This is a genomic window from Afipia sp. 1NLS2, assembly GCF_000178995.1.
GTDB lineage: Bacteria > Pseudomonadota > Alphaproteobacteria > Rhizobiales > Xanthobacteraceae > Afipia.
Genome location: NZ_ADVZ01000004.1, coordinates 131,838 through 145,784, shown reverse-complemented (window position 1 = coordinate 145,784; position 13,947 = coordinate 131,838). Strand labels below are relative to the sequence as shown.

The window sequence follows — 13,947 nt, the reverse complement described above, 5'->3', positions numbered from 1 at the left end:
ATGCAATGCCCGCCTTCGATCTCCCTCCCGACCTGAAAGCCGCACTCGCCGCCAAGGCTGAAGGCCTGTCACGCGTGGACACGGCGAAGCGCGCGGGCGCGATCTCGGAGAATTATCGTGGCGGCGGCACCTCCGCGCCGATCCGCACCGAGCGGGATGCACTTGCCTACGCGCTCGCACGGATGCCCGCCACCTACGCCGCGATTTCCGCGAGCCTCCACGCGTTGCGTGAGCAATATCCAGACTTCGCACCCGCAACGCTGCTCGATATCGGCGCGGGGCCCGCAACAGCAAGCTGGGCGGCGGCACAGACATTCGATTCCCTCACAGGCTTTGCTGCCATCGACGCCAACGCGGCATTGCGCGCGCTGGCTTGCGACACCACCGAAGGCAGCCGCCTTGCGGCGATGCGTTACGTCGAAAGCGACGTTCTCGCCGGACTCGCGGCGATGGACGCCGCCGATCTCGTGATCGCAAGCTATGTCATCAACGAACTCGGCGACGCAGACCGCGATGCGCTCGCCGATCTGATGTGGCAGAAGACGCGCGGCACGCTCTTGGTGGTCGAGCCCGGTACGCCCAAAGGCTATGAACGCATCCTCGCGCTGCGCGCGCGGCTTATCGCGCAAGGCGCGCATATCATCGCGCCCTGCCCGCACAATCGCGCCTGTCCGCTGACGCCGCCTGACTGGTGCCATTTCTCGCAGCGGTTGTCGCGCTCCCGCGCACACAAGCAACTCAAGGGCGCGGAGGTGCCGTTCGAGGACGAGCGATTCATCTATGTGGCGCTGTCGCGTTCACCGCACATGGTAAACACCGCACGCGTGCTGGCGCAGCCGACGCTCAATAAGGTCGCGGTCAACGCCAAGCTCTGCACGAAAGCGGGGCTTTCGTTCATGTCCGTGCCCCGCCGCGACAAATTGGCCTATGCCGCCGCACGGCGGTGGGACTGGGGCGACGCGGTGCCGGACAAGGCAGCGGAATAAACCGGGAGGGGCCGGAGTTTGTCCCTGTGAAGCGCCTGCGTTTCGGATTTCACAGGGAGTACACGTATGAAGACCTCACTCAAATTCGCCGCCGCCATTGTCATGACCACCGCCTTCGGCTCGCTCGCTTTTGCGCAGACCATGGCTCCGGCCCCGGCCAAGACTGCCGAAAGCTCGAAGGGCAAGATTCTAGTCGATGCCAAGGGCATGACCCTCTACACCTTCGCCAAGGATTCTGCCGGCAAATCCGCCTGCAACGGCCCCTGCGCCGCCAACTGGCCGATCCTTGCCGCTTCCGCGGACGCCAAGGCCTCTGGCGACTGGACCGTCGTGACCCGTGACGACGGCAGCAAGATGTGGGCCTACAAGGGCAAGCCGCTCTACACCTTCAAGCAGGACATGGCCGCGGGCGATGTGAAGGGCGATGGCTTCCTCAATGGCGCCTGGCACGTCGCCAAGCCTTGATCCATTCAAGCCGTAATCCATTCAAGCCATAAACGATTTCGGCCTCTACTCCGCGAGCACAGCGCGGTCTCCCGCTCTCTTCCCCAGGGGGCGGGAGCCTTTTTATCAAGCGCCAGAAGGTGTTGCGGCAGCCTGCCAACAGGCAGCCGCAACCGGCCGTCCATTAAGGAAACCGTGTGAATACGGTTAAGAACGCCTGTAAAGAATTGAATTCTCCGCATTTTCTGCCATGGTCCAAAAAAATGGCTGGGTAGCTGTCACATCGGCGGTCTATCTTGCGCGATAAAGGGACGTGATGGCGAAGCCGGCAGTTATTGTGGTGGGCGCGGACAAGGGCGGGGTCGGCAAGACCACGGTATCGCGCACCGTTCTGGACTATTTCACCGCCAACAACATTCCGACGCGAGCGTTCGACACCGAATCGCCGCGCGGCACGCTGAAGCGTTTTCACCCCCAGGTGACCGAGATCGTCGACGTCACGACGACCTCCGACCAGATGAAGATCTTCGATACGCTCAACACGGCGACCGCGAACGTCACCGTGATCGACGTCCGCGCAGGTCTGATGTCGCCCACCCTCGCCGCCTTGCGCGATATCGGCTTTCTCGATGCCGCCCGCTCCGGCCAGATCACCTTCGCCGTGTTCCATATCCTCGGCCCGTCGATCGCCTCGCTGGACGAGATCGCGGAAACCGCGAGCTTCATGGACGGTGCGAAGTACTTCCTCGTGAAGAACTTCATCAACAACACGAGCTTCTTCGAGTGGGATCAGGCTACCTACAACTCCTACTTCAAGCGCATCAAGAACGCGACCGAGATCACGATTCCGAAGCTCAACGAAATGGCCTATGAGCAGGTCGAAGTCTCCTCGGTTCCCTTCCTGAAATTCGTGGCCAACAAAGGCCCCGCCGACGAAACCGCGAACTATTCCTTCGTGCTGCGCGGCTATGTGCGGCACTGGCTCGGCAACGTCTGGGGCGAGTTCGACCGCATCAAGCTCACCGATATCGTCGGCAGCAAGGACAAGGGCTTTACCCGCCCCTCCGCCGACGAATAAGAACGACAGCCGCGCCAGACCCACGGCTTTCGGCTGGTTTCAACAATGCCGCGCACGCCCGTCTACATCGTCTGCTCGCCGCGTCCCGATGTCGGCAAGACGCTGCTCTCGCGCGTCCTGAGCGAGTTCCTGATCCTGCAGAACGGCAGCGTGCTCGCCTTCGACATCAATCTCCGCGAACCCTCGCTGCTGGATTTCCTGCCGCGCACCACCGAGACCGCTTCGATCAGCGACACCCACGCGCAGATGGCGCTGATGGATCGCCTGATCGTCAATGACGGCGTCGCCAAGGTGATCGACCTCGGGCTGCATGCGTTCGACGATTTCTTTAGGCTCGCCGATGAGATCGGCTTCATGAAGGAAGCGATCCGGCGCGGCGTCGAGCCGATCGTGCTGTTCATTCCGGATGCCACCCGCGCCTCGTCGAACGCCTGGGCCATGCTGCGCAAGACTTTCCCCGGCTCGCCGCTAATTGCAATCGACAACGAGCACGTCCTACACGGAGAGACACCGAAGGACTTTGCCGGTGTGCGGCCGCTTCACATCGCGGCGTTGCCCGCGTTCCTGCGCTCCATCGTGCAGCGGACGAATTTCTCGTTCACGCACTACTTGCGCACGGCGCAGGATTCATCCTCCGAACTGCATCAATGGACGCGCGCGAACTACACCAAATTCAGGAATCTGGAGAAGCGGCTGAAGCTGCACACCTGACCGCCCGGCGGTCAGTGCCCGTCGAATTCCATCAGCGTGCGCACCGGCACGTTCATCGCGCGCAGTTTCGCGGCACCGCCCAGCTCGGGCAAATCGACGACAAAGCAAGCCGCCACCACCTCGGCGCCGATCTGGCGCAAGAGTTTCACCGCGCCTTCCGCCGTACCGCCGGTCGCGATCAGATCGTCGATCAAGATGACGCGCTCGCCGGGCTTCACCGCATCAACGTGCATCTCCATCTCGTCGATGCCGTATTCAAGTGAGTAAGCGATGCGCACGGTGGTGTGCGGCAGCTTGCCCTTCTTGCGGATCGGCACGAAGCCAGCCGAAACCTGATGTGCGACCGCGCCGCCGAGGATGAAGCCGCGTGCTTCCATGCCCGCGACCTTGTCGATCTTGGAGCCTGCCCACGGCTGCACCAGTTCGTCCACCGCGCGGCGGAACGCCCATGCATTGCCGAGCAGCGTGGTGATGTCGCGGAAGATGATGCCCGGCTTCGGATAATCCGGGATCGCGCGAACCGAGGCTTTCAAATCGTCTGCGACGCTCATGGATGCTTCTGCCATTTCATTTCTGCCCCAGCCGGAAGGCGTTTTCCACGATCTTTAGCCCGACATCGCCTTCCAGCGACATCAGCGATTCAGGATGGAATTGCACGCCGCCGACCGGTAGCTCCTTGTGTTCGATGGCCATCGGAATGCCGTCCTCGGTGGTTGCTGTAACGACGAGCACGTCCGGCATGGTGGCGGGGCCGACGAACAGCGAATGATAGCGGCCGATGGTCAGTTCATTCGGCAGGTTGCGCATCAACGTGCCGCCGCGATTTTGAATCCGCGAGGGCCGTCCGTGCGCGGGCTGCGCGAGCTGGCCAAGTTCGCCGCCGAAATACTCGCCGATCGCCTGCACGCCGAGGCAGACGCCGAAGATCGGCATCTTCTTGGCAAGCGCCTCATCGATGAATTTCGAGACACCGAAATCCTCTGGCCGCCCCGGCCCCGGCGACAGCACCAGCAGGTCGAACTTTTCGTTCTTGAGCCGCTGCATCGCGTGCAGGTGCCGCGTCACACTGACATTGGCGCCGACCTGCCGGAAGTAATCCGCCAGCATGTGCACGAAAGAGTCATCGCAATCGACCAGCAGAACGCGCTTGCCCGAACCGGTGGCATCCGGCGCGAAGCTCGAGAGAGCTTTCGGCGCGTCGCCACGCAACGCCTGGAACAGCGCCGCCGCCTTGGTCTGGCATTCCTTTTCTTCCGCGACAGGATCGGAATCGAACAGCAGCGTCGCGCCGACGCGCACTTCGGCCAAGCCATCTTTCATGCGGATGGTGCGGATGGTGAGGCCGGTGTTGATGCCGCCATCGAATCCGAGGAAGCCGAGTGCGCCCGCATACCAGCGGCGCGAGGAGCGTTCGTTGTCCTCGACGAACTGCATCGCCCACAGCTTCGGCGCGCCGGTGACCGTCACCGCCCAGCAATGGGTGAGGAAGCCGTCGATGGCATCGAAACCGGGACGCAGCATGCCTTCGACGTGATCGACGGTATGAAACAGCTTTGAATAGGTTTCAATTTGGCGGCGCGCCAGCACCTTGATCGAGCCCGGGACACAGACACGCGCCTTGTCGTTACGGTCGACATCGGTGCACATGTTGAGCTCGAACTCGTCCTTCTGCGAGTTCAGCAATTCCTGAATCTGCTTGGCGTCGCCGATGGCATCCGCACCGCGCGCGATGGTGCCGGAGATCGGGCAAGTCTCGACGCGCTTGCCGTCGGAGCGCACGAACATCTCCGGCGATGCGGAGACGAGAAACTCGCCGTCACCGAGATTGAGCAGCGCGCCGTAAGGCGACGGGTTGATGATGCACAGCCGCTTGAACACGTCGGCCGGCGTGCGATCGCACGGCTCGGCGAACAACTGCCCCGGCACCGCCTCGAACAGATCGCCGCGGGCGAACGCCGCGCGGGCGCGTTCCACCGTCGCCTGATAGACGCCGGGCGCATGGTCGGCAAAGCCTTCACGCTTGGTCTTGGTGTAGACACTGTCGGGCGTGTCGCGATCCTGGCCGCGCGTGCTGACGCCACCATAGCTGAATTCGTAATCGATCACGACGCCGCGCCCGGTGGCGCGGTCGTAGGCCAAGAGTTCGTCGGGAATATAGAGCACGATGTCGCGCTGGTCGGCGTCGCGCTGGCGCTTCTGCTTCAGGTCCTCGATCTGGAACACGAGGTCGTAGGCGAAGGCGCCGAACAAGCCAAGCAGCGGGTCGCCCGTGTAGCTCATCGAGGCGATGATCTCGCGCACCAGCGACATGATGGAAGCGCGCCGCGTGCGCTGCTCCTCCTCCACCGGCGCATCGCCACGCACGATGTGGCCTTCGATGCGATCGGCGGTCTTGGACGTGATCGCGACGGCGGGGTTGTTCAGCGTGGCTGCGAGAAAGGCGATCAGCACCTTGCCGCGCGCATTCAGCGCCTCGATGAAGAATTTTTCGCCGACCGATTCCAGCCGTAGCGGCGGATTGGCGAAACCGAGATCGAAACTCTCATAGCGCCCCGGCACCGTGGTGCCGGACGACAGCACGACGCCACGGCGGCGATCCAGGAGGTCGATCAGCGCATCGAGCTTCTGTCCGCCGGAAAACGACGTGACCCGCCGCGAGACCTCGAGGCCCCGCGCCGTGGTGTAGTCCGCCGTGGCGGGAAGGGAAAAAACCGTCCTGTTCATGGGTTCCTCTTAAGAGACTTCGCCGAGGAACGCCACACAGGACAAACAAAAAGACCGCCCATGCGTGGCGGCCTCAACGTGATTTCAAGCAAAATCGCACCGGCCACCTTTTACAAGGTGCGCCACCAGATACGGGTCGTGCGGGTTGCTGCGATCATGGGCGGCAAATCATCACCCGCACGGGCGGATGTCAAGGGGAGCCATGCCCTCGCCATGCCACCCCTGCCCGCTGCACATCACCCCAAATGCTTCTTGAGGAAGTCGATCGCCCGGCCCCACGCCAGCTCCGCAGCCTGGCGGTCATGGACCGAGGCGCGCTGCTCGTTGGCGAAGGCATGGTCGGCGTCGTAGCGGAAAAACTCGCAGGGCTTGCGCGCCTTTTTCAGCCCGTCCTCGAAGGCGCTCACCGCCTGCGGCGTGAAGAAATCGTCCTTGTTGGCGAAATGGCCCTGCAACGGCACCCTGACGTCGGCGGGCTTCACCGCTTCCGGCGACGGCACGCCGTAGAACGACACCGCAGCCGTCAGTTCCGGAATTTTGGCAGCACCGATGATCGTGATCGCACCGCCCATGCAGAAGCCGCTGATGCCGACTTTGGCGCCATTGCGCTTGAGATACTGCACCGCGCCGCGCACGTTCTGCTCGGTCGCCTCGATGAAGTTCAGCGAGTTCATCTCCTTCGCGGCGGCGTCCGCATCGTGATACGGCACCACCACGCCCTCGAACAGGTCCGGCGCCAGCGCATCGAACCCCGCCAAAGCGAAGCGATCGGTCATCGACTTGATCTGCTCGGATAGGCCCCACCATTCCTGAATGACGACGACGCCCGGCGCATTGCCGCGCGCGGCGTTGGCGAGATAGCCCTTGGCCTCTTTGCCGTCGGGACGCGAAAAGCTGATGCTGGTGCCCATGAAAACCTCGGGAAATGGCAATGGAAATGCAGCCGACAATGCCGCCTGCGGCGCGAGAGTGCAACGAGGCAAAGCCGTACTGGTTCAGTCCCGCCAACGAAAAAGGGCTCCCGAAGGAGCCCTCAATCTTGTGAGACTGTCGGGACGCGTCAGTGCGCGTCCGCCCAGATCTTCCGCTTGGTGAAGTACAGAAGACCCGACAGCACGATCAGGAACAACATCACCTGCATGCCGAGGCGCTTGCGGTCCTCGAGGTGCGGCTCTGCGGTCCACATCAGGAAGGCCGCGACGTCCCTCGAGTACTGCTCGACGGTCGCCGGCGAGCCGTCGTCATAGGTGATCTGACCGTCAGACAGCGGCGGCGGCATCTTGATCGAATGACCGGGGAAGTACGTGTTGTAGTACGAGCCCTCGGGCAGCGCGAAGTCCGCCGGCTTTTCCTTGTAGCCGTTCAGGATGGCGTGGATGTAGTTCGGCCCCTTCTCCTGGAACTGGGTGAAGGCGTCGAACACGAACTGCGGGAAGCCGCGCTCGTAGCCACGAGCCTTCGCGATCAGCGACAGATCCGGCGGAGCCGCACCACCGTTGGAAGCACGGGCAGCCTGCTCGTTCGGGAACGGCGCGGGGAAGTAATCCGCCGGGCGGCCCGGACGCTCGAACATGTCGCCCGCATCGTTCGGGCCGTCCTTGATCTTGTACTCGGACGCGAAGGCTGCCGCCTGCGCCGCCGAATAACCCGGACCACCCGGATCGGCGAGGTTGCGGAACGCCACGAGGTTCAGCGAATGGCAGTTCGAGCAGACTTCCTTGTAGACCTTGAGGCCGCGCTGCAACTGGGCCTGATCGAACTTGCCGAACGGACCGGCGAACGACCAGCTCTCCGAATGCGGCGTGGCGCCATGATCGGCGGCCTTGGCGCTGTCCATGCCGCCCATCATCAGCGAACCGGCAACCGCCAGCGCAATCGCGGCGGACACCATCGGCTGCTTGCCGGATTTGGCGAGCACATCGTCGGCGATCGAGTTTGGCAGCGGCCGCGTGGTCTCGATCCGCGACAGCACCGGCAGCACGATCAGGAAGTAGGCGAAATAAACCACCGTCAGCACGCGGCCTGCGATGACATAGATGCCTTCCGGCGGCTGCGCGCCGAGATAGCCGAGACCGATGCAGGTCGCGACGAAGATCCAGAAGAATTGCTTGGCGAGCGGGCGATACTTCGACGAGCGCACCTTGCAGCCATCGAGCCACGGCAGGAACGCCAGCACGACGATCGCGCCGAACATCGCGATGACGCCGCCGAGCTTGCTCGGGATCGAACGCAGGATCGCGTAGAACGGCAGGTAGTACCATTCCGGCACGATGTGCGCGGGCGTCACGGCCGGGTTGGCCTGAATGTAGTTGTCGGGATCGCCGAGGTAGTTCGGGATGTAGAAGATGAACCAGGCGAAGAACAGCAGGAAGCACGCCATGCCGAACGAGTCCTTGATGGTCGCGTACGGCGTGAACGGCACGGTGTCCTTTTCGGTCTTCGCTTCGACGCCGGCCGGGTTGTTCTGGCCTGCGACGTGCAGCGCCCAGACGTGCAGGACGACGACGCCCGCGATCACAAACGGCAGCAGGTAGTGCAGCGAGAAGAAGCGGTTCAGCGTCGGGTTGCCGACCGAGTAGCCGCCCCACAGCAGCGTCACGATGCTGTCGCCGACATAAGGGATCGCCGAGAACAGGTTGGTGATGACGGTGGCGCCCCAGAAGCTCATCTGGCCCCACGGCAGCACGTAGCCCATGAAGCCCGTGGCCATCATCAACAGGTAGATGATGACGCCGAGAATCCAGAGGATTTCGCGCGGTGCCTTGTACGACCCGTAATACAGGCCGCGGAACATGTGGATGTAGACGGCGATGAAGAACATCGACGCGCCGTTGGAGTGAATGTAGCGCAGCAGCCAGCCGTAATTGACGTCGCGGACGATCAGTTCGACCGACTTGAAGGCGAGATCGACATGCGGCGTGTAGTGCATCGCAAGGATGACGCCGGTGATGATCTGCACCGCGAGCATCATCGAAAGGATGGCGCCGAACGTCCACCAGTAGTTCAGGTTGCGCGGCGTCGGATAGGCAATGAAAGACGAATGAATCAGTCCGCCGATCGGCAGGCGTTGCTCAATCCACTTCAAGGCTGGATTTTGCGGGTTATAGGTAGAGGGTCCGCTCATGAGTTACGATCCTGGAAAGTGGAGGCGACTGACGTCAGCCGATTTTGATCTTGGTGTCGGAAACGAAATTGTACGGCGGGACGTACAGATTGAGCGGCGCCGGCCCCTGGCGGATGCGGCCCGAGGAATCGTACTGCGAACCGTGGCACGGGCAGAAGAAGCCGTCGTAATTGCCTTCATGCGCGATCGGGATGCAGCCGAGATGGGTGCAGATGCCGATCACGACCAGCCAGTTGTCATGGCCTTCCTTGACGCGGGACTGGTCGGTCTGCGGATCGGGCAGGCTCGACACGTTCACCGAGCGCGCCTCCTCGATCTGCTTCTTGGTGCGGTTCATGATGTAGATCGGCTTGCCGCGCCAGAACACCTTGATGTCCTGCCCTTCGGCGATCGGCGACAAATCGACCTCGATCGGAGCGCCGGCCGCGATGGTCGAGGCATCGGGATTCATCTGGGAGATCAGCGGCCAGGCCACAGCGGCCGCGCCGACGACCGCAACCGAACCGGTGGCGACGTAAAGGAAATCACGGCGCGTCGCCGGATGTGCCGAAGAAGAAGCAGTCACGTTTGCAAACCCTTTCCGAACTGCAACCGTCCGACGAACCCATGGATTGCGCGGACGAACGCGCCGGAAACGTCAGTCGGTGCCCGCGGGCCTCGCGGGGGCAGAACTCACTTGTTCTACTCAGCCGGGCAGAACAGGTGATCTAGAATCGATCTATTGGCACCCTTGCCGATTGAGCGCAAGCCCGGTATCGGCTCCCGCTCGTGCGATGCGCAAATTCGGCGCATGGCAGCGGTTTTTACCCCCGTTTTCCGAGCCCGATCACCCCATGCGGATCGCCCTGTATCAACCGGACATTCCCCAAAATACCGGGACGATTCTACGACTCTGCGCATGTCTTGCGGTCGAGGCGCATATTATAGAGCCCGCGGGCTTTCCGGTGAGCGACCGCCATTTTCGCCGCGCGGGAATGGATTATCTCGATCAGGTTTCCATATCACGGCATGTGTCATGGACGGCCTTCCGGGCCTGGCAGCAGGCGGATGGCGGGCGGCTGTTGCTGTTGACCACCAAGGGCGCCACCTCCTATCTGGCGCATCGCTATGAAGATACTGATATTCTTCTGCTGGGCCGGGAAAGCGCGGGCGTGCCGGACGAAGTTGCCGCAAGCGCGGACGAGAGACTGGTGATTCCGATCGCGGAAGGCATGCGTTCGCTCAATGTCGCCGTCACCGCCGCAATGGCGCTCGGCGAGGCGCTGCGGCAGACGCGACATGCTGTCACAAATGGAGACAATGCGCCGTGAGTTACGCGGTGAAGGAAATTTTCCTGACTTTGCAAGGCGAAGGCATGCAGGCCGGACGTCCGGCCGTGTTCTGCCGTTTCGCGGGCTGCAATCTGTGGAGCGGCCGCGAGCAGGATCGTGCGGAGGCCGTGTGTCAGTTCTGCGATACCGATTTCGTCGGCACCGACGGCACGCTCGGTGGACGCTATGCCACCGCCGACGACCTCGCGGAGCGAATCGCCGCGACCTGGGGGCCTGACAGCCGTCATCGTTTCGTGGTGCTGACCGGCGGCGAACCGATGCTGCAGATCGATGACGCACTGATCGCAGCGCTTCATGCACGCGGCTTCATGATCGCTGTGGAGACGAACGGCACGCTCCCTGCCCCGCCCGGCCTCGACTGGATCTGCGTCAGCCCCAAGGCCGACACCGAGCTTGCGATCCGGCAAGGCCACGAATTGAAGCTGGTCTATCCGCAGCGACAGAACGCGCCGGAGGATTACACCGCGCTCGCCTTCCAGCATTTCCTGCTGCAACCGATGGACGGGCCTGATCTGGAGCAAAATACCGCACGCGCAATCGACTATTGTCTGCGCCATCCACAATGGCGGCTGAGCGTGCAGACCCACAAGACCATCGGTATCAGGTAATAGAACAGACGAGTTGGAGTAATCGTTCGTAATGTGGGAACTGACCAAATCCTTTCACTTCGAGGCCGCGCACTCGCTCAAGGGCACGACGCTCGGCGAGAACAGCGAGGAGATTCACGGCCATTCGTTTCGCGCCGAGGTGACGATTCGCGGCACGCCCGATCCCGCGACCGGCATGGTGATGGACCTCGGCCTTCTGGAGCGGAAGATCGCCGACGTGCGCAAGGCGCTCGACCACAAATTCCTCAACAAGATCGAGGCGATCGGCCTGCCGACGCTGGAGAACCTGTCGCGCTATATCTGGGACAGTGTGCAGGGCGCGGGCGACGTCACGCGCGTCAGTGTCCATCGCGACAGCTGCGGCGAGAGCTGCACCTATTTCGGGCCCCAATCAAAATGACGGATTGAACATGGACGCTTCCCTGCTCGACAGCCGCAAGACTTCCGCCCGCGCATGGTTCGAAAAGCTGCGCGACGACATCTGCGCCTCATTCGAGCAGTTGGAGGACGAGGTCCCCGCCTCGCTCTACGGCGATCAGGCAGGACGCTTCGTGCGCAAGCCGTGGGAGCGCACCGACCACACCGGCGCGCCGGGCGGCGGCGGCGTGATGTCGATGATGCGCGGACGGCTGTTCGAGAAGGTCGGCGTGCACTGCTCGACTGTGTTCGGCGAATTCGCTCCCGAATTCCGCGCCCAGATTCCCGGCGCTTCCGACGATCCGCGGTTCTGGGCCTCGGGCATCTCGCTGATCGCCCATCCGTGGAATCCGAACGTGCCTGCGGTGCACATGAACACCCGCTTCGTCGTCACCACCAAGCGCTGGTTCGGCGGCGGCGCGGACCTGACCCCCGTGCTCGACCGGCGGCGGACTCAGGAAGACCCCGATACCGTTTCTTTCCATGAGGCTTTCCGCAAGGCCTGCCATGCCCATACGGCGGTCGCGCCCTACGACAAGTTCAAGAAATGGTGCGACGACTACTTCTTCCTGGCCCACCGCAAGGAGCCGCGAGGAATCGGTGGCATCTTCTACGACTGGCTGGAATCCGGCGACTGGAATGCCGACTTCGCCTTTACCCAGGATGTCGGCCGCGCTTTTGCTGCGATCTACCCCGAACTGGTGCGGCGCAATTTTGAGACCCCATGGCAGGACGCCGACCGCGAGGAGCAGCTGATCCGCCGCGGGCGCTATGTCGAGTTCAACCTGCTCTACGACCGCGGCACCATCTTCGGGCTGAAGACCGGGGGCAATGTGGAGTCGATCCTGTCCTCCATGCCGCCCGAGGTTAAGTGGCCATAAACCACGGTTCCATCGGGGTTTGCTGTCCACTGTGGCCATCGGGCTACATCGCGTTTGCGCAAAATCCTTTAGCTTTTGGACAGAATCCAATTCTGGACCGGGTTTGGGGATTTTCATGAAAAAGTTTCTGTTGGGTACCGTCGCCCTGATCGCTCTGGGCAGCGCCGCCAACGCGGCCGATCTCGCGGCCCGCTACACCAAGGCGCCGGTTGTGGCGCCGGTGTCGAACTGGACCGGCTTCTACGTGACCGGCGGCTTCGGCTACGGCCTGATGTCATCCGATCAGCATTCGACGACCGGTGGCGCTGCGACCTCGGTCGACACCCGCACGGGTGGCCGCGGCTACTTCGGCACTGTCGGTCTCGGCTATGACTACCAGCTCACCCCGGCCTGGGTGGTCGGCGTGTTCGGCGATGCGCAGTGGGGCGACATTCGCGGCGACCTCATCGACATCACAACGCCCGGCATTTCGGGCCGCCTGAAGAACGACGCCGCCTACTCCGCCGGCGCGCGCCTCGGCTATCTGGTTGCGCCGAACGTGCTGTCCTACGTCAATGCCGGTTACAGCTACGGCCAGTTCAAGGGCTCGACTTTCTCTGACGGCGTTACCGCCATCGACAAGTCCCACCGCGACGGCTGGTTCATCGGCGGCGGCGTCGAGAACGACCTGAACTTCTTCGGCATCAAGGCGCCGGGTTGGTTCATGAAGACCGAATACCGCGTCACCGAGTATGACCGGAAGAACAGCCTGTATAACGACGGCAGCGGCAACGGCATCGCCTTCAAGCCTTATGTGCAGACGGTGTCGACCTCGCTGGTCTACCGCTTCAACTCGCATGTGACGCCGGGCGCTGACGCCGGCACGCCGTTCTACACCAAGGCAGCCCGCACGGCCGCTTACAACTGGACTGGCTTCTATCTCGCGGGCGGCGGCGGCTACGGCCTGATGTCCTCCGATCAGCACACCGTTGACCTTGCGACCGGCGCCAATGGCCTCGACACCCGCGCAGGTGGCCGTGGTTACTTCGGCACGGTGGGCGGCGGTTACGACTGGCAGATCAACCCGACCTGGGTCGTCGGCGTCTTCGGCGATGCTCAGTTCGGCGATATCCGCGGTTCGCTGGCGGATGCAACGGGTGGCGGCCTTGGCGCCGGAGTTACTGGCCGTCTGAAGAACGACACCAACTACGCAGCCGGTGCACGCCTCGGCTACCTGATCTCGCCGAACGCGCTGTCCTACGTCAACGTTGGCTACAGCCACGCCGACTTCAAGGGCGTCGCTCTGACCAATGCGACCGGCGCAGCGGTTGGCAGCACGGGCAAGAGCCATCGCGATGGCTGGTTCCTGGGTGGCGGCGTCGAGAATTCGCTCAACATCTTCGGCATTTCTTCGCCGGGCTGGTTCATGAAGACCGAGTACCGCGTGGCCGAATACGATCGCAAGACCAGTCAAGTTTTCGATCCGGCTGGTGTAGCCACCACCACGGGCATCGCCTTCAAGCCTTACGTGCAGACGATCCAGACCTCGCTGGTCTATCGCTTCAACTGGGGCAGCCCGGTCGTCGCGAAGTACTAAGACCAATCCGGTTCACCTGAACCGCAAAACCCCGGAGCATCGCTCCGGGGTTTTTTGTTGGCTCAAC

The 13,947-nt window shown here is 62.8% G+C and carries 14 protein-coding genes; 9 read left to right on the top strand and 5 right to left on the bottom strand.

Annotated elements, in window-relative coordinates:
* Positions 1–5 precede the first annotated feature (5 nt).
* The 4 genes from AFIDRAFT_RS14825 (at position 6) to AFIDRAFT_RS14810 (ending at position 3,219) form a co-directional block, all read left to right on the top strand.
* Complete coding sequence (locus tag AFIDRAFT_RS14825) at positions 6–986, top strand: small ribosomal subunit Rsm22 family protein (RefSeq protein WP_009340347.1); 981 nt, start codon at positions 6–8, stop codon at positions 984–986.
* Positions 987–1,052: 66 nt separating this feature from the next.
* Entirely contained in the window at positions 1,053–1,451 is a 399-nt protein-coding gene (locus AFIDRAFT_RS14820) for a COG4315 family predicted lipoprotein (RefSeq protein ID WP_009340346.1), read from the top strand.
* A gap of 295 nt (positions 1,452–1,746) precedes the next feature.
* Positions 1,747–2,508 (top strand): P-loop NTPase family protein, encoded by a 762-nt coding sequence (locus AFIDRAFT_RS14815; RefSeq protein ID WP_009340344.1) that lies wholly within the window; start codon positions 1,747–1,749, stop codon positions 2,506–2,508.
* A gap of 45 nt (positions 2,509–2,553) precedes the next feature.
* Entirely contained in the window at positions 2,554–3,219 is a 666-nt protein-coding gene (locus AFIDRAFT_RS14810; RefSeq protein ID WP_009340342.1) for a hypothetical protein, read from the top strand.
* 11 nt (positions 3,220–3,230) lie between these two features.
* Here AFIDRAFT_RS14810 and AFIDRAFT_RS14805 read toward each other — a convergent pair whose 3' ends face one another.
* The 5 genes from AFIDRAFT_RS14805 to petA all read right to left on the bottom strand — a co-directional run bounded on the left by AFIDRAFT_RS14805 (position 3,231) and on the right by petA (position 9,632).
* Entirely contained in the window at positions 3,231–3,770 is a 540-nt protein-coding gene (locus tag AFIDRAFT_RS14805; protein WP_009340341.1) for an adenine phosphoribosyltransferase, read from the bottom strand.
* 16 nt (positions 3,771–3,786) lie between these two features.
* Positions 3,787–5,943: an anthranilate synthase component I gene (locus tag AFIDRAFT_RS14800; RefSeq protein WP_009340340.1), complete on the bottom strand. Its 2,157-nt coding sequence runs from the start codon at positions 5,941–5,943 to the stop codon at positions 3,787–3,789.
* 236 nt (positions 5,944–6,179) lie between these two features.
* Positions 6,180–6,854, bottom strand: a complete 675-nt coding sequence (locus tag AFIDRAFT_RS14795; protein ID WP_009340339.1) for a dienelactone hydrolase family protein — start codon at positions 6,852–6,854, stop codon at positions 6,180–6,182.
* A gap of 149 nt (positions 6,855–7,003) precedes the next feature.
* Positions 7,004–9,067 carry a cytochrome c1 gene (locus AFIDRAFT_RS14790; protein WP_009340338.1) on the bottom strand — a complete coding sequence of 688 codons (2,064 nt, stop codon included), beginning with the start codon at positions 9,065–9,067 and terminating at the stop codon, positions 7,004–7,006.
* A 34-nt stretch (positions 9,068–9,101) separates the two neighbouring features.
* Positions 9,102–9,632 (bottom strand): ubiquinol-cytochrome c reductase iron-sulfur subunit, encoded by a 531-nt coding sequence (gene petA, locus AFIDRAFT_RS14785; protein ID WP_009340337.1) that lies wholly within the window; start codon positions 9,630–9,632, stop codon positions 9,102–9,104.
* A 268-nt stretch (positions 9,633–9,900) separates the two neighbouring features.
* Here petA and AFIDRAFT_RS14780 point away from each other — a divergent pair, with 268 nt between their 5' ends.
* The 5 genes from AFIDRAFT_RS14780 to AFIDRAFT_RS14760 all read left to right on the top strand — a co-directional run bounded on the left by AFIDRAFT_RS14780 (position 9,901) and on the right by AFIDRAFT_RS14760 (position 13,880).
* Complete coding sequence (locus AFIDRAFT_RS14780) at positions 9,901–10,377, top strand: tRNA (cytidine(34)-2'-O)-methyltransferase (RefSeq protein ID WP_009340336.1); 477 nt, start codon at positions 9,901–9,903, stop codon at positions 10,375–10,377.
* Complete coding sequence (gene queE / locus AFIDRAFT_RS14775) at positions 10,374–11,006, top strand: 7-carboxy-7-deazaguanine synthase (protein ID WP_009340335.1); 633 nt, start codon at positions 10,374–10,376, stop codon at positions 11,004–11,006. The genes AFIDRAFT_RS14780 and queE overlap by 4 nt, the downstream gene beginning before the upstream one ends.
* Before the next feature lie 31 nt (positions 11,007–11,037).
* Positions 11,038–11,406: a 6-pyruvoyl trahydropterin synthase family protein gene (locus AFIDRAFT_RS14770; RefSeq protein WP_009340334.1), complete on the top strand. Its 369-nt coding sequence runs from the start codon at positions 11,038–11,040 to the stop codon at positions 11,404–11,406.
* A 10-nt stretch (positions 11,407–11,416) separates the two neighbouring features.
* The gene (gene hemF, locus AFIDRAFT_RS14765) at positions 11,417–12,304 is read left to right on the top strand and encodes an oxygen-dependent coproporphyrinogen oxidase (protein WP_009340333.1); all 888 of its coding nucleotides are present in this window, start codon (positions 11,417–11,419) and stop codon (positions 12,302–12,304) included.
* A gap of 115 nt (positions 12,305–12,419) precedes the next feature.
* Positions 12,420–13,880 (top strand): outer membrane protein, encoded by a 1,461-nt coding sequence (locus AFIDRAFT_RS14760; RefSeq protein WP_009340332.1) that lies wholly within the window; start codon positions 12,420–12,422, stop codon positions 13,878–13,880.
* Positions 13,881–13,947 lie beyond the last annotated feature (67 nt).

Excerpts from the sequence above, each read along its gene's own strand:
- AFIDRAFT_RS14825 (WP_009340347.1), top strand. The coding sequence starts at position 6 with ATGCCCGCCTTCGATCTCCCTCCCGACCTGAAAGCCGCACTCGCCGCC.
- AFIDRAFT_RS14820 (WP_009340346.1), top strand. The coding sequence starts at position 1,053 with ATGAAGACCTCACTCAAATTCGCCGCCGCCATTGTCATGACCACCGCC.
- AFIDRAFT_RS14815 (WP_009340344.1), top strand. The coding sequence starts at position 1,747 with ATGGCGAAGCCGGCAGTTATTGTGGTGGGCGCGGACAAGGGCGGGGTC.
- AFIDRAFT_RS14810 (WP_009340342.1), top strand. The coding sequence starts at position 2,554 with ATGCCGCGCACGCCCGTCTACATCGTCTGCTCGCCGCGTCCCGATGTC.
- AFIDRAFT_RS14805 (WP_009340341.1), bottom strand. The coding sequence starts at position 3,770 with ATGAGCGTCGCAGACGATTTGAAAGCCTCGGTTCGCGCGATCCCGGAT.
- AFIDRAFT_RS14800 (WP_009340340.1), bottom strand. The coding sequence starts at position 5,943 with ATGAACAGGACGGTTTTTTCCCTTCCCGCCACGGCGGACTACACCACG.
- AFIDRAFT_RS14795 (WP_009340339.1), bottom strand. The coding sequence starts at position 6,854 with ATGGGCACCAGCATCAGCTTTTCGCGTCCCGACGGCAAAGAGGCCAAG.
- AFIDRAFT_RS14790 (WP_009340338.1), bottom strand. The coding sequence starts at position 9,067 with ATGAGCGGACCCTCTACCTATAACCCGCAAAATCCAGCCTTGAAGTGG.
- AFIDRAFT_RS14780 (WP_009340336.1), top strand. The coding sequence starts at position 9,901 with ATGCGGATCGCCCTGTATCAACCGGACATTCCCCAAAATACCGGGACG.
- AFIDRAFT_RS14770 (WP_009340334.1), top strand. The coding sequence starts at position 11,038 with ATGTGGGAACTGACCAAATCCTTTCACTTCGAGGCCGCGCACTCGCTC.
- hemF (WP_009340333.1), top strand. The coding sequence starts at position 11,417 with ATGGACGCTTCCCTGCTCGACAGCCGCAAGACTTCCGCCCGCGCATGG.
- AFIDRAFT_RS14760 (WP_009340332.1), top strand. The coding sequence starts at position 12,420 with ATGAAAAAGTTTCTGTTGGGTACCGTCGCCCTGATCGCTCTGGGCAGC.